At 54.1% G+C, this 20917-nt stretch carries 16 protein-coding genes; 9 read left to right on the top strand and 7 right to left on the bottom strand.

Features of this window, described 5'->3' with window-relative positions:
- Positions 1 to 304: 304 nt before the first annotated feature.
- Together AUQ41_RS13445 and AUQ41_RS13450 are read left to right on the top strand one after the other, a co-directional pair.
- The gene (locus tag AUQ41_RS13445; RefSeq protein ID WP_232308394.1) at positions 305 to 2266 is read left to right on the top strand and encodes a methyl-accepting chemotaxis protein; all 1962 of its coding nucleotides are present in this window, start codon (positions 305 to 307) and stop codon (positions 2264 to 2266) included.
- A 139-nt stretch (positions 2267 to 2405) separates the two neighbouring features.
- Entirely contained in the window at positions 2406 to 2915 is a 510-nt protein-coding gene (locus AUQ41_RS13450) for a winged helix DNA-binding protein (protein ID WP_063088853.1), read from the top strand.
- A gap of 63 nt (positions 2916 to 2978) precedes the next feature.
- Here AUQ41_RS13450 and AUQ41_RS13455 read toward each other — a convergent pair whose 3' ends face one another.
- Positions 2979 to 3731 carry an SDR family oxidoreductase gene (locus tag AUQ41_RS13455; protein ID WP_063088854.1) on the bottom strand — a complete coding sequence of 251 codons (753 nt, stop codon included), beginning with the start codon at positions 3729 to 3731 and terminating at the stop codon, positions 2979 to 2981.
- Positions 3732 to 4001: 270 nt separating this feature from the next.
- Between AUQ41_RS13455 and AUQ41_RS13460 the strand changes: the two genes are divergently transcribed.
- The 5 genes from AUQ41_RS13460 to AUQ41_RS13480 all read left to right on the top strand — a co-directional run bounded on the left by AUQ41_RS13460 (position 4002) and on the right by AUQ41_RS13480 (position 12657).
- On the top strand, positions 4002 to 4976 hold the full coding sequence (locus tag AUQ41_RS13460; RefSeq protein ID WP_063088855.1) for a TRAP transporter substrate-binding protein: 975 nt from the start codon (positions 4002 to 4004) through the stop codon (positions 4974 to 4976).
- A 141-nt stretch (positions 4977 to 5117) separates the two neighbouring features.
- Positions 5118 to 5630, top strand: a complete 513-nt coding sequence (locus AUQ41_RS13465) for a TRAP transporter small permease (protein WP_063088856.1) — start codon at positions 5118 to 5120, stop codon at positions 5628 to 5630.
- Between the two features lie 9 nt (positions 5631 to 5639).
- Positions 5640 to 6941 (top strand): TRAP transporter large permease, encoded by a 1302-nt coding sequence (locus AUQ41_RS13470; protein ID WP_008889618.1) that lies wholly within the window; start codon positions 5640 to 5642, stop codon positions 6939 to 6941.
- A 69-nt stretch (positions 6942 to 7010) separates the two neighbouring features.
- Complete coding sequence (locus tag AUQ41_RS13475; protein WP_063088857.1) at positions 7011 to 10652, top strand: hydantoinase B/oxoprolinase family protein; 3642 nt, start codon at positions 7011 to 7013, stop codon at positions 10650 to 10652.
- Between the two features lie 328 nt (positions 10653 to 10980).
- Positions 10981 to 12657: an FMN-binding glutamate synthase family protein gene (locus AUQ41_RS13480; RefSeq protein ID WP_143588657.1), complete on the top strand. Its 1677-nt coding sequence runs from the start codon at positions 10981 to 10983 to the stop codon at positions 12655 to 12657.
- 37 nt (positions 12658 to 12694) lie between these two features.
- Here the strand turns inward: AUQ41_RS13480 and AUQ41_RS13485 are convergent, their stop codons facing one another.
- The 5 genes from AUQ41_RS13485 to AUQ41_RS13505 form a co-directional block, all read right to left on the bottom strand.
- Positions 12695 to 13510 carry a DUF3037 domain-containing protein gene (locus tag AUQ41_RS13485; protein ID WP_063088858.1) on the bottom strand — a complete coding sequence of 272 codons (816 nt, stop codon included), beginning with the start codon at positions 13508 to 13510 and terminating at the stop codon, positions 12695 to 12697.
- Between the two features lie 3 nt (positions 13511 to 13513).
- Positions 13514 to 14347: a HipA family kinase gene (locus AUQ41_RS13490; protein WP_083952659.1), complete on the bottom strand. Its 834-nt coding sequence runs from the start codon at positions 14345 to 14347 to the stop codon at positions 13514 to 13516.
- 168 nt (positions 14348 to 14515) lie between these two features.
- Positions 14516 to 14773, bottom strand: coding sequence for a YjhX family toxin (locus AUQ41_RS13495; protein ID WP_063088860.1), 258 nt, complete (start codon positions 14771 to 14773; stop codon positions 14516 to 14518).
- Between the two features lie 233 nt (positions 14774 to 15006).
- Positions 15007 to 15483 carry a GNAT family N-acetyltransferase gene (locus tag AUQ41_RS13500; RefSeq protein WP_063088861.1) on the bottom strand — a complete coding sequence of 159 codons (477 nt, stop codon included), beginning with the start codon at positions 15481 to 15483 and terminating at the stop codon, positions 15007 to 15009.
- Positions 15484 to 15640: 157 nt separating this feature from the next.
- The gene (locus tag AUQ41_RS13505) at positions 15641 to 16642 is read right to left on the bottom strand and encodes a sensor domain-containing diguanylate cyclase (RefSeq protein ID WP_232308395.1); all 1002 of its coding nucleotides are present in this window, start codon (positions 16640 to 16642) and stop codon (positions 15641 to 15643) included.
- A 546-nt stretch (positions 16643 to 17188) separates the two neighbouring features.
- Here AUQ41_RS13505 and AUQ41_RS13515 point away from each other — a divergent pair.
- Complete coding sequence (locus AUQ41_RS13515; RefSeq protein WP_063088864.1) at positions 17189 to 17896, top strand: TIGR00266 family protein; 708 nt, start codon at positions 17189 to 17191, stop codon at positions 17894 to 17896.
- 276 nt (positions 17897 to 18172) lie between these two features.
- Positions 18173 to 19576: an FAD-linked oxidase C-terminal domain-containing protein gene (locus tag AUQ41_RS13520; protein ID WP_008889628.1), complete on the top strand. Its 1404-nt coding sequence runs from the start codon at positions 18173 to 18175 to the stop codon at positions 19574 to 19576.
- 66 nt (positions 19577 to 19642) lie between these two features.
- Here AUQ41_RS13520 and AUQ41_RS13525 read toward each other — a convergent pair whose 3' ends face one another.
- The gene (locus AUQ41_RS13525; protein ID WP_063089032.1) at positions 19643 to 20731 is read right to left on the bottom strand and encodes a lipid A deacylase LpxR family protein; all 1089 of its coding nucleotides are present in this window, start codon (positions 20729 to 20731) and stop codon (positions 19643 to 19645) included.
- Positions 20732 to 20917: the final 186 nt, after the last annotated feature.

Below are 20917 nucleotides of genomic sequence, written 5' to 3' on the forward strand. Positions count from 1 at the left end.
TGCAACAAGCATCATTTCACGTCTGCAACTGGAACAAGAGGAAAGAGCAATCTTTCCTCTTGTTTTGTTGTGCCTCACACCAAATGTGATTCAGTTGAGTAAGAGACAGACACCGGGCAAGCATCAATTATGTCTTGCCAAGGCTTAGAGGCCGAAATGGTTTCCCGACATATGGGGCAAGGTTCCCCCGATTTGATCTGGCGGGCGCGATAGGTGTCTTCATTTCGTTGTTGAATAGAAACCTGCGCTGATGCCAGCGGGCGAGAAGCTGTGGCAAAGGCGGGGCAACTTCTTGGGGGCCAAGATGAATTTTCTTTCCCGAATGAGACTTCTCTATCAAATATCGCTGATCGGCGGGGTGGCACTTTTGATCTTTATTGTTGTTGGTGCCGTGCAATTCATTGCCGAGCAACAAAGACGGGCCGCCGAAGAGGTCGCCGAAAGTGCGCTGGAAAACAAACTGGTTGCTGATGCTGTTTCGCGTGAATTTCTGAATGCACGTCGGCGGGAAAAGGATTTCCTGCTGCGCATGGACGAAAAATATGTTTCCGAGCATGCCAGTGTCGTCCAAGACGTCAATGCAGGCCTCGAGCAGCTTGAACAGGCACCGGAACTGAACGCCTTTGATGCACAGCTTCAGGAAATCGTGACGGCCTTTGCCAACTATGACGCCAAGTTTTCGGTGGTTGTCGGTTTGCAGCGAGAAATCGGGTTGAACGAGGAAGAAGGGCTTCTGGGACGGTTACGTTCCTCGGTGCACAATGTCGAAGAGGCGCTCAAGAAATATAATGCCGACAACCTTACGGTAATCATGTTGATGATGCGCCGCCACGAGAAGGACTTTCTGGCACGCCTTGATCCAAAGTATGTCGGTCGGATCGATGACCGCCTTGCCGAGTTCGGACCGGCATTGGCCGCCTCAAACATTCCCGCCGACGAGCAGGATAAAATCACCGATTTGATGAAGTCATATGTCGCCGATTTCAAGGCGCTGTCTGAAAAGATCCTGCAACGCGAAGCAGAGCTCGGCTTTTTGTCCGACTATTATGCCGAGGCAGAGCCGATCCTTAATGAACTCAGTCAGTCGATTGGGGCAATCGCACAGACCCAAAAGCAAAGAGCTGACAGCATTGCAGAAACCAGTCTGACGGTTTCGGTCATCATGTATTCAATCGGTGTTCTGGCGTTGATGGGGCTTTCGTTCTTGTTGGCGCGTGCCATTGTCAGCGCGATCAGCGGTCTAACCAACAAAATGACCCGATTGGCTGAAAACGACTTTGATGTGGACATCAACGAAGTGAAGCGGGCTGACGAAATTGGCGAGATGGGGCGTGCGGTTCTGGTCTTCCGTGAAAACGGTATCGAACGCATCAAGCTTGAAGCGGCGCAAAAGGCCGAAGACGAAAAACGCCGCAAACGCATGGAGACGCAGGAGCGCTATATTCAGGAATTCGATCAGGCGGTGGTTGCCGTCATGGCCGATGTCGGAATAGCGGTGGAGCAACTCCATCAGGTGTCGAACGTATTGCGTAACAGTGCTGAAACAGCGACCAACCAGTCGATGGCGGTGTCTTCCGGTGCGGAAGAGGCTTCTTCGAATGTGCAGCTGGTTGCCACGGCCGCAACCGAACTTTCGGCTTCTATCAACGAGATTTCCGGTCAGGTCACTGAAACGTCAACCATGGCACAGTCCGCAACCGAGCGGGCGCGCAATACCAATGACAATATTCAGGGGCTTAATGATTCTGCGATCAAAATCGGCGAAGTCATCAGCCTGATCAATGATATTGCCGAACAAACCAACTTGCTGGCGCTTAATGCAACGATTGAGGCCGCCAGGGCGGGGGATGCTGGCAAGGGCTTTGCCGTCGTCGCGAGCGAGGTGAAAAACCTTGCCAATCAGACGGGCAAGGCAACCGAGGAAATCACATCCCAGATCAACGATATCCAGCAGGCGACAAGCCTTGCCGTCGATGCAATCGACGAGATTGTCAAAATGATCTCAGACATCAGCGAACGCGCAGCTGCGGTGGCGGCTGCGGTTGAACAGCAAACTGTTGCCACCAGCGAGATTTCGCAGAACGTGGAGCAGGCCGCCGCCGGGACAGAGGAAATCTCGGCTGCCATGCAAGGGGTATCTGCAGCTGTCAATGAAACCAACGAAGCCGCCGGCAACGTCAACGTTTCGGCCAATAACCTTGGTCAACAAAGCGGTGATTTGCGGTCGCAGATTGATGGTTTTCTCGAACGGATGCGCACACTTTAACGGTGAATTGCCGATAAGTATAAGGCGGCAGGGGCTTTACCTTGTCGCCTTTATCGCGATAAAATGCCGACAAACTTCCAATGAACCTGGTCGGAACCTATGTTGGTGACCGGGAATACTGCATTACAGGGAACGTCGGATGGCTGATAAAACACGTATCGTCTCATCGTCACATCTTGTCTCGGAACGCGCAGCCGAACTGTCGGAACTTGAATTTGCGTTGATCCTGTCAGGCAACGCATTTAACCGCTGGATGGTGCGGTGCATGCGTGCGGCGGGTATGCCCGATGTGTCGGTTCTCGATATTCTGGTGCTGCACAATGTCAATTCCCGTGAGCGGGAAAAAAGCCTGTCTGAAGTGTGCTTTGTCCTGAATGTCGAGGACAGCCATCTTGTGAACTATTCCCTTAAAAAGCTCCGCAAACTCGGACTGGTCGAGGGTGTCAAACGCGGCAAGGAAGTACATTACGCGACCACCAAGGACGGCCGCGAAATGTGCGAAAAATACCGCCAGGTCCGCGAGGATTGCCTGATTGAGACTTTCCAGCGGCTTGGCGTCAATAGCGAGGAGGTCGGGGATGTCGCCAAGACCCTTCGCGCGATTTCCGGTGTCTATGACCAGGCATCACGTGCAGCAAGCGCGATGTAACTCGCGCTGCTGATACCGGCGTTAAGGCTTGTCCCTCGCATCCCCGATGTCTGGGAGCAACACCTAGGGCTGAATAGGTAACAGGGTGCGGTTGTAGGTCGGGGACATCACGATCTCGTTGAAGCAGACCCGCATGGGTGCCCCAACGACATAAGTCACGATTTCTGCAAGATCGCTTGGCTTTAAAAGACGATCAAGTTCTTCCTGTTGTATCGGTACCGGGCGTTGCTGAAGGATCGGGGTGGCAACCTCGCCCGGTGAAATGCAGCAACAGCGGATGTTGTTGTGCAGTTCTTCCTGATTGATGCTGTGGGACAACTCCACGACACCGCGCTTGGAGGCAATATAGGCAGGACCTGCGACCGGGAATTCATGCTTTGCGGCCCAGGACGCAATATTGATGATAAGTCCGTCTTGCTGATCGCGCATCAAGGGCAGGGTCGCGCAAACGGTGTTGGCGACACCGTTCAGATTGACAGCGACGATACGCTGCCAGTCTTTGATATCAAGATCGCGCCAATGCCGTTTCGGGGTGTTCACGCCAGCGCAGTTGATCAGCACATCAATTTTGCCCATCGCGCTTTTGATTTTCGCGACCGTTTCAAAAACCTTGTCGCTGTCACTGATGTCGAGCGTGTAAATTTCAACTTTTCCCCCGCTTGCCACAATGTCATCTGCAACTTGTCGAAGTGTCTCTTCGCGCCGCGCCGAAAGGGCAACGTGTGCCCCGCCAGCCGCCAGAGATTTGGCAATTGCCTCACCGATGCCGCTACCGGCACCTGTAATCCAGACAGACTTCCCCGAAAGATCAGACATTGGATTTTCCCCACTTGTTATTTGCTTGATCGCTAGTTGAATGCCCCCGGCAGGCAACAATAACAACAAAAATTTCAGACGAATGGTCGGTTTTTGCGGGTTCACGCAGGCGGGGTTCTACGGTGTTGTTTCCCGGATTGTGCATATCTGCTATGAATTAAAGTTGACAATTTGTCGGCAAAATGTGATCAATGTGTCGGGAGGCTACTTTGGAGTCTCGATACGCGATAACGTGTATCGGCTTGCATCACACACAGGGAGACTTGAAAAATGTTGAAAAAAGCACTTTCGACTGTCGCAGTCGCAGCGATCACCATGTCAGCCGGCTTTGCATCCGCTGAAGAAACCTGGGACATGGCAACCCCGTATCCTGACGCGACTTTCCACACCCAGAACATCATTGAATTTGCCAAGGATGTGAATGAAGCATCTGGCGGTGAGCTGAGCATCACCGTTCATTCCGGTGGTTCGCTGTTCAAGCATGCTGATATCAAACGTTCGGTTCAGCGCGGCCTGGTGCCGATCGGCGAAACCCTGATTTCGCTGCTGGCCAACGAAAACCCGATCTACACTGTTGACGCGATCCCGTTCCTTGCGACGTCTTATGAAGACGCCAAGAAACTTTGGGAAGTATCGCGCCAAGGCATCGAAGCCGCCCTCGCAAAAGACGGTCTTAAAGTTCTTTATGCTGTTCCGTGGCCGGCACAGGGCCTTTACACCGCGAACGAAGTCAACAGCGTTGCTGACCTCGATGGTGTCAAGTTCCGCGCCTATAACGCCACCACGTCCGAACTGGCATCGCTGACCGGCATGGTCGCGACCCAGGTTGAAGTTCCGGAAATCCCGACCGCCTTTGCAACCGGCATTGTCGAAGCGATGATCACGTCGCCGTCGACCGGTGCCAACTCCAAGGCATGGGACTTTGTTTCGAACTTCTATGACGTTCAGGCATGGCTTCCGAAAAACATGGTTATCGTAAGCGAAAGCGCATTCGATGGCCTGTCTGCTGACGTTCAGGCTGCTGTTCTTGAAGCTGCTGCCAAAGCCGAAACCCGCGGCTGGGAAATGAGCATGGCAGAAGCCGAAGAGAAAAAGAAAATTCTCTCTGAAAACGGCATGAACGTTGCTGCACCGAGTGCAGAACTCAAAGACGGTCTGGCAGCAGCTGGTGACAAAATGGTCGCTGGTTGGCTGGAAAAAACCGGAGATGAAGGCCAGGCCATCATCGACGCGTTCAAGAACTAAGCACCAGTTCTTGCCAATTGTCGGGGCCGGACGGCTGTCGTCCTCCGTTCGGTCCCGGACAATCCGCACATTTTAATGTTACTGTCCGTTAGGTACGATACGTCGCTTTGGGGATAATCGTTGGCGGAAAGGGGGACTGCTGTGCGCAGACTGCTAGATTATTTATTCAAATTCAGTGCCGTTTTGGCGGCCGCGTTCCTGGTAATCATTGCGCTGCTGATCCTCGCCCAGTCCTTGGGGCGTCTTGTCGGGATCGCCGTTCACGATGCCAATGAACTGGCCGGGTTCTCGCTTGCTGCCGGTACGTTCCTTGCCCTTGGTCCGGCGCTGCGCGCTGGCACACATATCCGGGTCATGATCGTCCTTTCGCACCTCAAAGGCCGCGTCCGTCGGACAATGGAAGCGATCACGCTGTTGGCTGCGATTTATCTTGCCGGTTACTTCGCCTGGTGGATGGCGGTTCTGGCCGAGGAAAGCTTTTCGTATGGCGATACCTCGCCCGGCGTTCTGGCCTTCCCGTTGTGGATCCCGCAAACCGCCATGGCCTTTGGACTGGTTGTCTTTACCATCGCTCTGCTCGAAGCATTTGTTGATCTTCTGGCTGGCCGTGAACCCGCTTTTGTCGGCGGCGAAGCGAACGAACTGAACGAGTAGGGGGCGGTCATGGACGTACTTCAAATCGGTCTTATCCTGATGGGCCTGCTGTTCCTGTTTCTGGGCGCTGGTCTGTGGGTTGCACTTGCACTTTTTGCCATTGGCGTCTTTGCCATTGATGTTTTCACCAGTGCGCAAACCGGTCCGATCATCGCGACAACCGCATGGTCAAGCCTTGCGACCTGGTCACTGGCACCGCTGCCGCTGTTTATCTGGATGGGTGAAATCCTTTTCCGGTCCCGCCTGTCCGAAGACATGTTCACCGGGCTTGCACCGTGGCTGAACAAACTTCCGGGTCGGTTGTTGCATGTGAATATTCTCGGCTGCGGTATCTTTGCCGCGGTGTCGGGGTCGTCGGCGGCAACGGCGGCCACCATCGGGCGCATGTCGATCCCCGAACTTCGTAAACAGGGCTATGCCGACAGCCTGATCCTCGGAACCCTTGCCGGGTCCGGTACGCTGGGGCTTCTGATCCCGCCGTCGATCATCCTGATTGTTTATGGTGTTTCGGCCGAACTTTCGATTGCCCGTCTTTTCATTGCCGGCGTGATCCCCGGTGTGATGCTGATCATCATGTTCATGAGCTTCGTTGGCATCTGGGCCACGATCAACAAGGACAAGATGCCCGAAGCGGCCCCCAGCATTCCGTTTGCTGAAAAAATCCGCGCATCCGGCCGTCTGATCCCGGTCATCGTTCTGATTGCGGCTGTCATCGGCTCGATCTATGGCGGGGTGGCAACCCCGACAGAGGCCGCGGCATTCGGTGTGGTCGGTGCGTTGATCCTCTCAGCCCTAAGCGGGTCGCTTTCCAAGGAAAGCCTGCTTGATGGCATCATGGGTGCCACCCGGACGTCCTGCATGATCTGCTTTATCCTTGCAGGTGCCGCGGTATTGACTGTTGCCATGGGCTTTACCGGTGTGCCGCGTGAACTCGCTGCATGGATCGCCCAGATGGAGCTGTCGCCCTATGCGCTGCTCGGTGCGCTGACGATCTTCTTTATCGTTCTGGGATGTTTCCTTGACGGTATTTCAGTGGTGGTTCTGACAACCTCTGTGATCCTGCCGATGGTGCAGGCCGCTGGCATCGACCTGTTGTGGTTCGGCATCTATGTCGTGCTGGTGGTCGAAATGTCACAGATCACACCACCGGTCGGCTTTAACCTTTTCGTTCTGCAAGGCCTGACAGGCAAGAACCTGTTCAAGATTGCAGTTGCTGCCTTGCCATTCTTCTTCCTGCTGTTGTTTGCCGCCCTTTTGATCACCGTATTTCCGGGGATCGTCACCTGGCTGCCAACGCAAATGAGTGGCTAACAGTTCATGATTTGAACTGACCAAAATACTCGAATTTTCTGACTACAGATGCCTGAAGGAGTGAGCATCATGGCCCCGCTCGACCAAAATTCGCCCGCCTCGCAGACCACCGGACAGCCGAAATGGCAGTTCTGGATCGATCGCGGCGGCACATTTACCGATATCGTTGCCCGCAAACCCAATGGCGCGCTTGTCACCCACAAACTGCTGTCGGAAAACCCCGAACGGTATAAGGACGCCGCCATTCAGGGCATCCGCGAACTGCTTGAAGTTGCCGATGGCGAGAAAATCCCGGCCGAGAAAATCGAAGCCGTCAAAATGGGCACCACGGTTGCGACCAACGCCCTGCTTGAACGCAAAGGCGACCGCACGGTCCTGGTCACTAACAAGGGCTTCCGCGATGCGCTGCGTTTGGCCTATCAGAACCGCCCACGCCTGTTTGATCGCAACATCATTCTGCCCGAAACGCTTTATGAAACCGTGATCGAAACCGCTGGCCGTTTTGACGCGCAGGGTCATGAACTCGAAGGGATGGACCTCGATACCCTTCGGGCCGACTTGCAGAAAGTCTATGACAGCGGCATTCGTGCCTGCGCCATCGTGTTTATGCATGGTTATCGCTATACCGCGCATGAACTGGCCGCCGAAAAGGTTGCCCGTGACATCGGCTTTACCCAGGTGTCCGTCAGCCATCAGGTCAGCCCGCTGATGAAGCTGGTATCGCGCGGCGATACCACGGTGGTTGATGCCTATCTGTCGCCGATCCTGCGTCGTTATGTTGATCAGGTCGCCTCCGAACTGGGCGGTGTGAAATTGATGTTCATGCAGTCCAATGGCGGTTTGACCGATGCGGTCAAGTTCCAGGGCAAGGATGCGATCCTGTCCGGTCCGGCGGGCGGTGTGGTTGGCATGGTCCGTACGGCAGAAATGGATGGCTTCAAACAGGTCATCGGTTTCGATATGGGCGGCACATCGACCGACGTTTCGCACTATGACGGCGAATACGAACGTGATTTCGAAACCCAGGTTGCCGGTGTGCGCATGCGTGCGCCGATGATGAAAATCCACACGGTTGCGGCCGGTGGCGGTTCGATCCTGCATTTCGATGGTGCGCGTTTCCGTGTTGGTCCAGACAGTGCCGGTGCCAACCCGGGGCCTGCGGCCTATCGTCGTGGTGGTCCGCTGGCGGTGACTGACATCAACGTCATGCTGGGCAAGGTCCAGCCGGACTTCTTCCCGAATGTCTTTGGCCCCGAAGGGGACGAGCCACTTAATGCCGATGCCGTGCGCAAGGGCTTTGAGGAAATGGCCGCTGACATCGAAAAGAACACCGGCCAGATCCGCACCCCCGAAGAAGTCGCCGAAGGCTTCCTGCGCATTGCCGTCGAAAACATGGCAAACGCCATCAAGCAAATCTCGGTCCAGCGCGGCTATGACGTCAGCGACTATATCCTGCAATGCTTTGGCGGTGCCGGTGGTCAGCACGCCTGTCAGGTTGCCGATACCCTTGGTATGACCAAGGTCTTTGTCCATCCGTTCGCCGGTGTTCTGTCGGCCTATGGCATGGGCCTTGCCGATATCCGTGCGATGCGTGAACAGGCGGTCGAAGGTAAACTTGCCGCCGAAGGCCTTGCAGATCTCGATAAGCAGCTTGATGCCTTGGCGGTTGATGCCTTGGCAGAACTGAAAGAACAGGGCATTTCGGATGACAAGATCAGCCTGCTGAAACGCCTGCATCTGCGTTATGACGGTACTGACACCCCGCTGATTGTTGATTTCGGCGATGTTGATGCCATCACAGCCCAGTTCGAAGAACAGCATAAACAGCGCTACGGCTTTGTCATGACCGGAAAGCCGCTGGTGGTTGAGGCCGTCGCGGTTGAAGCGATTGGCGAAACCCAAAGCCTTCCGGCGTCGTCGGCTGAGCTTGATGGTGCGGAAGTCATGCTCAAGCCGCTTGCGACCCGTCCGGTCGTCTTTGATGGCAAAACCGAACAGACCCCGTTCTACAAACGTGAAAACCTGAAACCCGGTGCGACGGTGCGCGGCCCGGCCGTGATTGTCGAGCCGGTTGGCACCACCGTGATCGATCCGGGCTGGGAAGCCAAGGTGAATGGCCTTGATCATCTGATCCTGAACCGTGTCGTGCCGATGAAACGTTCAGAGGCGATTGGCACCCAGGCCGATCCGGTGATGCTTGAAGTGTTCAACAACCTGTTCATGAACATTGCCGAGCAGATGGGTGTGACGCTTGCCAACACCTCATACTCGGTCAACATCAAGGAACGTCTGGACTTCTCATGTGCGGTGTTTGATCAGGAAGGCCTTCTGATCGCCAACGCCCCGCATATGCCCGTCCACCTTGGCTCGATGGGTGAATCGGTTCAGGCCGTGATCAAAAACAACGACGGCAAAATGAAGCCGGGCGATGTTTATATGCTCAATGACCCGTATAACGGCGGTACGCACCTGCCTGACATCACGCTGATCACCCCGGTGTTTGGCGATGACGGCAAGGAAGTGCTGTTCTATGTCGCATCACGTGGTCACCATGCCGATGTCGGCGGTATCACGCCGGGCTCCATGGCGCCAAACTCGCGCGTCCTTGAAGAAGAAGGCGTTCTGATCAACAACTTCAAACTGGTTGATCAGGGCACGTTCGATGAAAAAGGCCTGACCGACCTTCTTGAAGGTGCGAAATATCCGGCACGTAACCCCTATCAAAACATCGCCGATCTGCGTGCACAGATCGCGGCCAACGAAAAGGGTGTGCAGGAACTGCGCAAGATGGTCGATCACTTTGGCCTTGATGTCGTGCATGCCTATATGCAGCACGTTCAGGACAACGCCGAAGAAAGCGTGCGTCGTGTGATTGATGTCCTGAAAGACGGCGAATACGCCTATGAAATGGACAATGGCGCGGTTGTCCGCGTCAAGGTCACCATCGATAAGGCAACCCGTTCGGCGACGGTTGATTTCACCGGCACGTCCGATCAGCTTGATAACAACTTCAATGCCCCGTCGGCGGTGACCCGTGCAGCTGTGCTTTATGTCTTCAGAACGCTTGTTGATGATGACATTCCGCTCAATGCCGGGTGCCTGAAGCCGGTCAATCTGATCGTGCCCGAAGGATCGATGCTTAACCCGCGTTATCCGGCCGCCGTTGTTGCCGGTAACGTTGAAACCAGCATGCATGTCACCGATACGCTTTATGCCGCCCTTGGCGTGCTGTCTGGTGGTCAGGGCACGATGAACAACTTCACCTGGGGCAATGATACGCACCAGTATTACGAAACCATCTGCGGCGGTACCGGTGCCGGTCCCGACTTTGATGGTACGGCGGCTGTTCATTCGCATATGACCAACTCGCGCCTGACCGATCCGGAAGTGCTTGAATGGCGCTTCCCGGTCCTGCTCGAAAGCTTTGAAATCCGCAAAGGATCAGGTGGTAAAGGCAAACACAAGGGTGGCGATGGTGCGATCCGTCGTGTGCGCTTCCTTGAAGACATGACCGCATCGATCCTGTCCAACCACCGTCGCGTGCCGGTTCAGGCCTGTGCGGGCGGGGAGCCCGGTCAGCTTGGTCGGAACGCTGTCGAACGCATCGATGGTACCGTGATCGAGCTTAAGGGCACCGATGGTGCGGAAATGCATCGGGGCGATGTCTTTGTTATCGAAACCCCGGGTGGCGGGGGCTACGGCAAGGCCTGATCGGCCCCTGCATTACCAGATGTTGCGGACCGGGAACGTGTTCCCCCCTTAAACACCTGTTTGTTTCCGGTCCCCAAAGCCGCCTTGCTTCCCTGTTGCAAGGCGGCTTTTTCTTGATGTTGGTTCAAACGTTCCCACATTCAGATCAAATGGGGGGCAATTAGGGTTTAGACCCTGAAATCAACGACATTGCCATTGAGGCCCGTGATCAAATCAACGATGATCATGGATGTTGCTGCTATCTCGGATACGAAGGGTCAGATGCCTCCCCGCACAAGGCGGCTTTTCGTGGATCAGATCGGCCTGAACAGGACAGGAAGAGAGCACCGTGAAATTCTTCATTTTGAACCAGCGCTACTTCGTGATGACGGGTGTTGTGGTTTTGGCTTTGGCCTCTGTGATCTTGGCGACGGCCGTTGATGTCTGGTTCTGGGTGCCTGCGGTCATTTTCGGGTTGCTGGTGCTGGTTGGTATTCACGACCTTTATCAGAACAAGCATTCCATCCTGCGTAACTACCCGATCAGTGCGCATATCCGCTTCATCCTCGAAAGCTTCCGTCCGGAAATCCGCCAATATCTGCTTGAAAGCGATCAGGATGAAATCCCGTTCAGCCGTCAGGCACGCGGTCTTGTCTATCAGCGCGCCAAGGGTGTCGAAGACAAACGCCCGTTCGGCACGATCGAAGAAGTCTATAAATCCGGCTATTCATGGATTACCCATTCCGTCGCGCCCAAGCACATCACCGATACCGATTTTCGGGTGCGCGTTGGCGGCCCGCATTGCAAGCAGCCCTATGATTGCAGCCTGTATAATATCTCTGCCATGAGCTTTGGTGCGTTGTCGGGCAACGCAATCCTGGCGCTCAACAAGGGTGCCAAAAAGGGCGGCTTTGCGCATGATACCGGCGAAGGCAGCATTTCACGTTATCACCGCGAAGGGGGTGGCGATCTGATCTATCAGGTAGCGTCGGGTTATTTCGGGGCGCGCAACGAAGATGGCAGTTTTTCCGAGGAAAAATTTGCCATAACCGCCGCCGACCCGCAGGTCAAAATGATCGAGGTAAAGCTTAGTCAGGGTGCAAAGCCCGGCCATGGCGGCATGTTGCCATCGGCCAAAATCACCGCCGAAATTGCCGAGGCCCGTGGCATCCCGATGGGGCAGGATTGCGTGTCGCCCGCCGCACACAGTGTTTTCTCAACCCCGATTGGCCTGATGGAATTCATTGGCCGGTTACGTGATCTTTCGGGTGGCAAGCCGGTCGGGTTCAAGCTTTGCATCGGGCACCGCCGCGAATTCATGTCGATCATCAAGGCGATGCTGAAAACCGGCATCACCCCGGACTTCATCGTCGTGGATGGTAAGGAAGGTGGCACTGGTGCCGCGCCGGTAGAATTTGCCAACCGGGTTGGCATGCCGATGCAAGAAGGCCTGACCTTTGTCCATAATGCGCTGCGTGGGGCTGGTGTCCGCGATCAGATCAAAATTGGTGCAGCCGGCAAGATCGTCTCGGCCTTCGATATTGCCCGAACGCTGGCGTTGGGCGCAGACTGGTGCAATGCCGCACGCGGTTTCATGTTTGCCTTGGGCTGTATTCAGGCCCAAAGCTGCCATACCAACTGCTGCCCGGTCGGGATCGCAACACAGGATAAAATCCGCCAACGCGCCCTTGATCCGGGCGACAAAAGCGAACGTGTCGCACGCTTCCATAAAAACACCATGCATGCCCTAGCGGAAATCACCGGTGCGGCCGGTTTGACTGATCCGCGCAACTTCATGCCCTATCACTTCATGGTGCGTCAGAAAGACAACGAGTTTGTTGATGGCAACGAAGCCTATCCCTACCTGCCCGAAGGCTTCCTGTTGCAAGATACCGAACTTCCGGAACTCCATGAATGGCATTCCCGTTGGGAACGTGCATCCGCTGAAACCTTCGATCCCAAGGAAATCCCGTTTGGCCCCTATAAACGGGCTCAGGCGATTGCGGGTGAGAAGGCCGCGCAATAGATGGTCTTCCTGATCGTCATGTGAATTAAAGTAGATTTTAGTGGACGTGCTTATTTGCGGAAATGTTATCAATCAAGCCGTCAATTTCATCCATTCGGTACAGTTTTGTACCATCATTCTTAAGGATATCGCGCACGTCCTGAAAAAGCTTAAATGGATGGCTGCCAAAGTCGGCAACCACAATCAGCTTTTTCTTTTCTCTGTCGTTTTGTCGGTGTGCGAAGTGTTTGAACAAAAGAGAGCCTTCTAAGGCTCGCTCTCCTGCTTCTTTGAGAACTTTTGCACTGTCCCGATCCGTCATGTTAACTGCGTCAATGAGATTGTACGAACCGTTCTGATAGCCAAATGCCGCCTTAATCTTCAAATCATACTCAGGCAAAACTACAACTTCCGGCTTTTGATCAAGAAGTGGAAGCACACCTTTCAAGTGGAAGATCTTCTTCAATTTGCTTTTTGCAGCAGGTTTTCTCTGATGTTTGACTGGTTCACCAACCAACTTATCAAACAGTAGGTCTGCTTCATCTTCCAGATTGCTTACATACACAGGCTTCAGCGGCGTTACCCTGAACTGGTTAGCTCTCTTATTTGCAAATTCAGAAAAACTATCTTTGAAAGCAGGTTTGCTAAGTTCGTCTCGCACACGGTTGCAGAAGCTGTTCAGTGCAAATAGGAAACTGTTTTCAACTATATTGCCAAAAACTTGTTCAACGCGCTTTCCCGCACTAACCACGCGTACCTTTACTTCTTGTCCTGAGTCTTGGGGACGAAGGACAACGCCGACATTTATCGCCTCAAACCTCTCAGGATGAGGGCAGTACTGCAAAATTGAGTAGTAAGCTGAATACTGGCTCATTGTCTAACCCTCCTTCCAATCAAAGAGATCTGCGTCGTCAAAGATTTTTTCAGGTAAATTTTCGACAACATGTTTCGCGCGGTTGCAAAGGCACTCGGTTAACTTTTCAGTTAATGCCCCTGTATTCCCCCATTCGGAGGGAATTGATCTGACTATCTCAGATATTTCCTCTGCGTCAATATTCCTGAGTTTTTCCAAGAATGGCTTAGCTGATCTATGGTTGACATATGGTTTAAATGCTTCTGGAAGTCCATAGATGTCGTCAGTAATTGCAAAATCAGGATCAAATATGTCTACCCATAGGTCTCCTTCTGTTAAAATATGGGTATGGTCAATTGCCAGGATTTTGTACTTGCCTCTGCCTGCAGGCACAAAAGCGTAGTTGTCGAGATTGATCTCGTGAATGTTTGGGTCAGGGCCGCAGCGGTCGAAGTTCATAATCCATGTGTCAAAGACAACAAGTCCCGAAATGCATTCCCGATTTTTTGTAATTTCTAGTATTTCGGAATGGCCGTCCCAAGTAACTAGATCTCTCTCATTCTTGCTTATGTAGCCAGTGAAAAAACGGCTTTCAAAATCATTTTCAATGTTGTCCGGCACTAAATTTCTATCGACATTAATAGTGCTGAAATCGAACGTGGGAAGTCCAATCCACCCTGCTAACTCTGTGCCAAGTAGTTCGCATGCAAGTGCTTGATACCCTGCTGGGGACGGCCCTTTAAGGAAACCTAGGCCTTGGTCTGTATCAACTAATGAAACATTTGTGCTGGTGGTATAGCGTTCGACATAACGTGTAACACTGTGTGGAAACCAGTTTAAACCGCATCGCAACACCATGTTTGCAGCACTCTCATTAACAAGTATTATTTGCTTCTAACATAATAGCTTATTTGTTGGTGTGGCAACTGTTGGTTGATTCAATTGAAGATTGCTGCGGCTTGGGAAGGGGGATTGGTGGGGTCCTCACAGACTATGCCCGGCTGCTTTGGCAGCCGGGCTTTGCTGTTAGCGTTGACATAGTTCTGCGCGCACTGCGAGCAATCCTTCACGGGTAATGCGGTAAGGTCCGCCGCCTTGTGATCGGATCAGTCGGCGTTTGCGCAGCTTCTTGAAGACATCAAGCGTACAGGCGGTCAGAAACCAGCCGTCGCGGGTGATGCAATCTGCTTCAAGAACATGGTTTTTGTCGTCCTTGATCACTTTGATCAGGCCGCCTTGTGCGAGTGCATGCAGCACGCGCTGTTCATTCTTTGAAATATTCATCGGTCAGAGTCCGAAAACCAGTTGGGAAAACGGTTTTCGATCGGGACGGGCACAACAGTACCGGTCACGCGCACCCGGTTTAAGGTCGGGCAGGCGGTCCGATCTGCTGATCAGCGGTCTGGAAGCAGGAAAGACGCTAGGCTGTCAAACCGCGATCAGCGGCTGTGCCGGGACTCTGACATAAAATCTCCGATTAAGGTTCGGACGAAAAATTGTCCGATTGCGCGCATTTGTCAAGCGGCGCGCTGCATTTCAATCATCGGCACTTTCTGGTCATTGATCGGGCCTGTGACCATAAAGCCGAATTTGCGGTAAAACGCCTTGGCGCGTTCATTGGCCGCCGGAACGGTCAGGCGCACATTGCTGCGCACACCGCGTTCGGCCAGGGCATCAAGGGCGGCAATCATCAATGCCTTGCCCGCACCAGTGCCTTGGGCTGCGGGATCGACAACGATCCAGCGGATTTCAGGGGCATCATGGATGGCAATGACATAGCCCAGAAGATTATCGTCGCGGGCGGCGACATAGACCGAGTGATTGTCAGACTGCACACTGGAGGAAAAGGCATCAACCGCCATTTCTATCACACTGCGGGCATGGATGCTGGTTGTCTCATCAAGGTCTTCGACCAGACAGCCGAGCTCTATCGTGCGTTCGGAAATCGCACGTATTTCAGGCAGGTCGTCTGCGGTGCCTTTGCGTATTTGCATGTCGTGCGCTCTAAGTCATTGTTCTTTCGGGTCTGCCCCTTTGAGATCAGTTTCACTCAAAAACAATACCGGGAGGTTAATGACACACTGCCCTCAAGGGTGGGGATGACAGTTCGGATATGGACAGGCAGTGGTTGGGCCAAGCGTTGGTGGGTGATTATTTGCGGCGGCTTTTTTTGTCGCGATACATCTCGAGATCGGCAATCGCCATCATATCCTCAAGGCTTTTATCAAGCGGCTCGAAGAAGACCGACGCGCCGGAACTGATTTGCGGTGTTTCGCGGATCGGGGATTTCGCGGTCGGCACAGTAAGTTTGACGTGATCAAGGGCGTTGCGCACCCGGGTCACAATCGTCGTCAAATCGCCGCGATTGCGCACATAACCCAGAACGGCGAATTCATCCCCGCCAATGCGCCCGCAAATATCAACCTCGCGGATGCTGTCCGTGATGGCCTTGCCGACTGCGCGAAGGGCGGCATCCCCGGCGGCATGGCCGTAATCATCGTTCCAGTGTTTCATGTCATCAAGATCGATAAAGATGATCCCGATATTGTGGTGATAGCGTTTGGCGATGCGGATTTTCTGATGGGCCAGCATCTCAAACCCGGCGCGGTTGTTCATGCCGGTCAGCGGATCGGTCATCGAAAGGTTGCGCATGATTTCGTATTGCTCATACAGGCGCAAATCGGCTTCGATCAGGTCGCGGAAGACCTCCATCAATTCCTGCAACGGGTTTTCATAGTGTGTGGCCTTGGTGTCAAACACGCAAAGTGTCCCGAAGACCAGGCCGTTTGGCCACAAAAGCGGCACCCCGAAATAGGATATATAGCCTTCTTCGACGACTTCGGGGTTGTCAGCCCATTCGGGCTTGTTGCTGGCGTCGGGTTCGTAAAAGGCTGACTTTGTGGCGACCACCCGACGGCAATACAAATTGGCGTCAAGCGATTGCGGTTTTCCCGAAACTTCGGGAAACGGATTTTCCGGGTTCTTGCTTGTCAGGGCTGCGCGGAAGCCGATCTTGTCGTTATATTCGACAACATATCCGGCCGTGGCACCAAGAAGCTGCGTCATCAGATCGACGACACGCTGCCACTTATCAAGCGACGCCTTCATCACCTCGTCCTGAGTGATCCAGTCAAATTTCCTAAGCAAGACCATCGCAAGCGCCTTTGTCCGAGACCGATCAGTTGCCCTGATCGCCGTAATATACATTTAGGGTCAGGATCTACTAATTTGATTGGAATGGCAGAGCTTATATTTGTGAAATCCAAGGAAACTCCCGCCGAGCGGGTCGGCATCCCGCGCAAGGGATTTGACGCGGGAGTTCGCAAATATAAGCTCTGTCCTCCGGATCGCTCAGATTTGCGCGGCCTACTTTGTCGCAAAGCCTTGAAAGATTTATATCTTTCGGCGGCTTGGCTCCGCGTATCCGAACAAATCTGCACGACCATTCCAACCAAATTAGCAGGTCCTGACCCTATCATGGTATTATTAGGACTATACGAAACCTCTTAACAAAATGCTTTCGCTTCAACATCTTGACGATGGTGTTTCAGTCTCACGTATAGTTCTGCAAAATTGATGGTCTTCGCTGGGTTTGGGTGCGCTTGTCGTGTTTTCGCCCCTTTTTCTTGCGATTGAAACCGCGAGGTTCCAAACTTGGCCGTAAAGCACGGTTAATTCAGAAAAACAGGAGACGCCCAGATGGCAGACGTGATCGATTATACGATCCATGGCGAAGAGATGCAGCTGGTTGAAATCGAACTCGATCCGGGCGAGGGCGTCCGGGCAGAAGCCGGCGCCATGATGTATATGAGCGATGGCATCGCCATGCAGACCGGCACCGGTGGCGGGCTGTTTTCCGGCTTCAAGCGCATGCTGACGGGCGAGGGGTTCTTTATCACAAGTTTTGTCCATGAAGGATCGGGCAAGGGGCATGTTGCCTTTGCCGCCCCCTATCCGGGCAAGGTGGTGCCGCTTGATCTGGGTGAACATGGTGGCGAGATTATCTGTCAGAAGGATGCGTTTCTCTGTGCGGCATCTGGTATTGATATTGATATCGCCTTTTCCAAAAAACTCGGCGCAGGTCTTTTCGGCGGGGAGGGCTTTATCCTTCAACGTCTGAGCGGCGATGGCCTGGCCTTCATGCATGCGGGCGGCACGATTATTCGCAAGGACCTTAAGCCGGGCCAGACGCTTCGGGTGGATACCGGTGCGTTGGTCGCGATGACGCCATCGGTTGATTATTCGATCAAGTTTGTCGGCGGGTTCACCAATGCGCTGTTTGGCGGTGAAGGCCTGTTCGTCACGACCCTGGAAGGACCGGGGACGGTCTGGCTGCAAAGTCTGCCATTCGCGCGTCTGGCGGATCGCATTGCCGCCGCCCTGCCACAGGATCGCAACAAGGGCTAGGGCGCCGGGCCCGGCATATTCCGATGCCATTTCATGGTGTCAAAAACAGGTGGAGATATCGCCAGAACTTGGGCTTGCGCGATATCTCTGCATTCTTTGCAGATCCCGACCGCGAGAATTTTTTGCAAGGTTTGGGTAAAAGGTAATACCAATTTCGGGCATCTCGGCGTAGGGTGTTTGCCAAATTTCTGTCCGGTGCTGTCTTCCCCAAAGATTTGAGGCGCACCGGGAAGCGACAGCCGCCATCAGGACCACACAGGCCGAAAGAGTAAAATCATGTCAGTTCGTCAGTATGAACGTATCGAAACCCCGGAAAGTCTGATCAACGCGTTGCGCGAAATGCTTGGCGATCGGCTTTCAACGGCTGCATCCGTGCTTGAACAACACGGCAAGGACGAAAGCTGGCATGAAGCATCGCCACCCGATGCGGTGGTCTTTGCCCACTCGACCGAGGAAGTGGCCGAGGTGGTTAAACTCTGTGCTGCCCACGAAGTGCCGATTGTGCCGTTTGGTACCGGATCGTCGCTTGAAGGGCATGTCGCGGCGCTTCGCGGTGGTATCTGTATTGACGTTTCGCAGATGAACAACATCCTTGAAGTTAATAACGAGGATCTTGATTGCCGCGTTCAGGCCGGTGTGACCCGTGAACAGCTGAATGACCATCTGCGCGATACCGGGTTATTCTTCCCGATTGATCCGGGGGCCAATGCCTCCATCGGCGGGATGACCGCGACCCGTGCATCGGGTACCAATGCCGTGCGTTATGGCACGATGCGTGAAAACGTCCTTAGCCTGACGGTCGTGACCCCGGATGGCAAAATCATCAAAACGGCCAACCGCGCGCGTAAATCATCGGCGGGTTATGACCTGACTCGTCTGTTCGTTGGTTCCGAAGGGACGCTGGGTGTCATTACCGAAATCGGACTGAAGCTTTATGGTATCCCAGAGGCGATGTCGGCTGCTGTCTGTGCCTTTCCGACGGTGGAAGATGCGGTTAATACCGTCATCCTGACCATCCAGGCTGGCATTCCTGTCGCCCGTATCGAGTTCCTTGATCCGTTGCAGGTCCGTGCAGTGAATAACTATTCCAAGCTGGACCACAAGGAAGCCCCGACCCTGTTCTTCGAATTCCATGGCACCGAAGCCGGGGTGAAGGAACAGGCAGAATTCGTCCAATCGGTTGCCGAGGAATTCGGTGCCGAGGAATTCCAGTGGGCCACCCGCCAGGAAGACCGCAACAAGCTTTGGGCCGCGCGCCACAAGGCCTATTACGCGTCGCTTCAGCTTGAACCGGGCAAGGCCGGCATGCCGACCGACGTCTGCGTTCCGATTTCCAAACTGGCCGAGGCGATTTCCGAAACCCGTGCTGATTGTGATGCCAGCCCGCTGACCTGCACGATCATCGGTCATGTCGGCGATGGCAACTTCCATACCCTGATCCTGCTTGATCCCGAAGATCCGGCCCAGATGGAAGAAGCCAACCGCCTGCACAAACGCATGGTCGAACGGGCGCTTAAACTTGGCGGCACCTGCACCGGCGAACATGGCATTGGCTATGGCAAGCTTGATTTCATGGTGACCGAGCATGGCGAAGATACCATTGCCGTCATGCGGGCGATCAAAAACGCCCTTGATCCCAAAGGTCTGATGAATCCGGGTAAGCTGATCCCCGGTCTTTGATATCATCAGACCAATAGGGTTATCTCATTGAAAACGGGGCCATTTGGCCCCGTTTTTGTTTTCGGATCAGAACCGGAAGGAAAGCGAAAGCGACCCGAACTGGTCCGCACCGCTTTGGGCGGTGAATTCCGGGGTGCGATAAACATGGGTGTAGGTCAGGCGCGCCTGGCCGATGATCACGGCAAGACCGATCTGCAAATCGCCAACCCATGGTTCCTTATCGACCGATGCACTGTCGGCAAAGGTGTTGCCATCAAGGGTGATGTCACGCGCGACATAGCGCCCGGCAAAACCGGCAAAGACATAACCGCTTAGCGGGAAGCCATCGGTGTCAGGGACAAAGAAATCCGATCCCGGCAGGCTGGGGCGGATGCGCGGCGGGCCGTAATCGGCCGGCAGGTCAAAGCCCATCCGGAACATCGTGCCCAGTTCCGCATTGGTAAAGGCATTACCCAGCGTCACGGCCCCGTGCGGGGTGGCGTCGAATTCAACACCCAACAGATCGGCTTCGAACCAGCCACGATATTTCCGTTCATAGGTCAGGCCAATGATCGGTTCGTTCTTGATCTGATTGTCCCAGCCTTCGGGGTGGGGGCTATCGATCAACTTGTGGACAAAGGATTGCGTTTCATCGGCAAGCGATGCCGGACCAACCACGCCAAGGGTCAGTTCCAGCGTATCAATGCGCGAATAATTACTATCCGTCCCATTTTTCTGCAGGCCGGTATCAGATAACAGCCCCGCCGTGCCATACAGCATCCCGGCCCATGGGCGGTCATTGGGCTGATTTTCAGCAACCGTGATGTCGTCGGGCGTATACATGGTCTGGCCCAGCGAATAGCTGGTGCGAATGCGTCCTTCGGATGCGAAGAACGGGACTTTTTTGGCAACGTTCAGAAAGCTCGCCGGGGCGTCGTCTTCGGGCGAGATAAACGCAAGCCGCACACCGTTGGTGTAATGCTGATCACTGTTTGTCGGCGTGAACAGATCGTTTTCAACCGACAGCGACACACCCCATTTGTCATCCGGGGTCCGGGTCGATTGCGGGCCATCGGCCGTATTGGTTTGCGCAAAAGCCCCTTGGGTGCCCGCAAGCAGCGCGAACAGGGATGCGGAAACGGCGATAACGTGGCGGGGTGCACGGGCTTGATGCATGATCAAAAATAACTCGTAAATGCAGATGGTTGCCAGATGCTGATCTGTTGCCGACTGATCTTGGACAATTTATGGCAACGACGCCAGTGAAGTTTGCGGATGCGTGATCGATATCTCGCTGCCTTATACGCAGGTCAATCGCCACAAAGCTTAAACTGCTGGTCGCGATATTTGTTCCCGTGCATG

Origin of the sequence: Thalassospira sp. MCCC 1A02898 (assembly GCF_001618185.1) — a bacterium.
Classification (GTDB): domain Bacteria; phylum Pseudomonadota; class Alphaproteobacteria; order Rhodospirillales; family Thalassospiraceae; genus Thalassospira; species Thalassospira tepidiphila.

Coding starts and splice junctions, on each gene's coding strand:
- AUQ41_RS13495 (WP_063088860.1), bottom strand. CDS start 14,773: ATGAATATTTCAAAGAATGAACAGCGCGTGCTGCATGCACTCGCACAA.
- AUQ41_RS13490 (WP_083952659.1), bottom strand. CDS start 14,347: ATGGTGTTGCGATGCGGTTTAAACTGGTTTCCACACAGTGTTACACGT.
- AUQ41_RS13460 (WP_063088855.1), top strand. CDS start 4,002: ATGTTGAAAAAAGCACTTTCGACTGTCGCAGTCGCAGCGATCACCATG.
- AUQ41_RS13485 (WP_063088858.1), bottom strand. CDS start 13,510: ATGAGCCAGTATTCAGCTTACTACTCAATTTTGCAGTACTGCCCTCAT.
- AUQ41_RS13450 (WP_063088853.1), top strand. CDS start 2,406: ATGGCTGATAAAACACGTATCGTCTCATCGTCACATCTTGTCTCGGAA.
- AUQ41_RS13500 (WP_063088861.1), bottom strand. CDS start 15,483: ATGCAAATACGCAAAGGCACCGCAGACGACCTGCCTGAAATACGTGCG.
- AUQ41_RS13470 (WP_008889618.1), top strand. CDS start 5,640: ATGGACGTACTTCAAATCGGTCTTATCCTGATGGGCCTGCTGTTCCTG.
- AUQ41_RS13505 (WP_232308395.1), bottom strand. CDS start 16,642: ATGGTCTTGCTTAGGAAATTTGACTGGATCACTCAGGACGAGGTGATG.
- AUQ41_RS13525 (WP_063089032.1), bottom strand. CDS start 20,731: ATGCATCAAGCCCGTGCACCCCGCCACGTTATCGCCGTTTCCGCATCC.
- AUQ41_RS13445 (WP_232308394.1), top strand. CDS start 305: ATGAATTTTCTTTCCCGAATGAGACTTCTCTATCAAATATCGCTGATC.
- AUQ41_RS13475 (WP_063088857.1), top strand. CDS start 7,011: ATGGCCCCGCTCGACCAAAATTCGCCCGCCTCGCAGACCACCGGACAG.
- AUQ41_RS13515 (WP_063088864.1), top strand. CDS start 17,189: ATGGCAGACGTGATCGATTATACGATCCATGGCGAAGAGATGCAGCTG.
- AUQ41_RS13520 (WP_008889628.1), top strand. CDS start 18,173: ATGTCAGTTCGTCAGTATGAACGTATCGAAACCCCGGAAAGTCTGATC.
- AUQ41_RS13455 (WP_063088854.1), bottom strand. CDS start 3,731: ATGTCTGATCTTTCGGGGAAGTCTGTCTGGATTACAGGTGCCGGTAGC.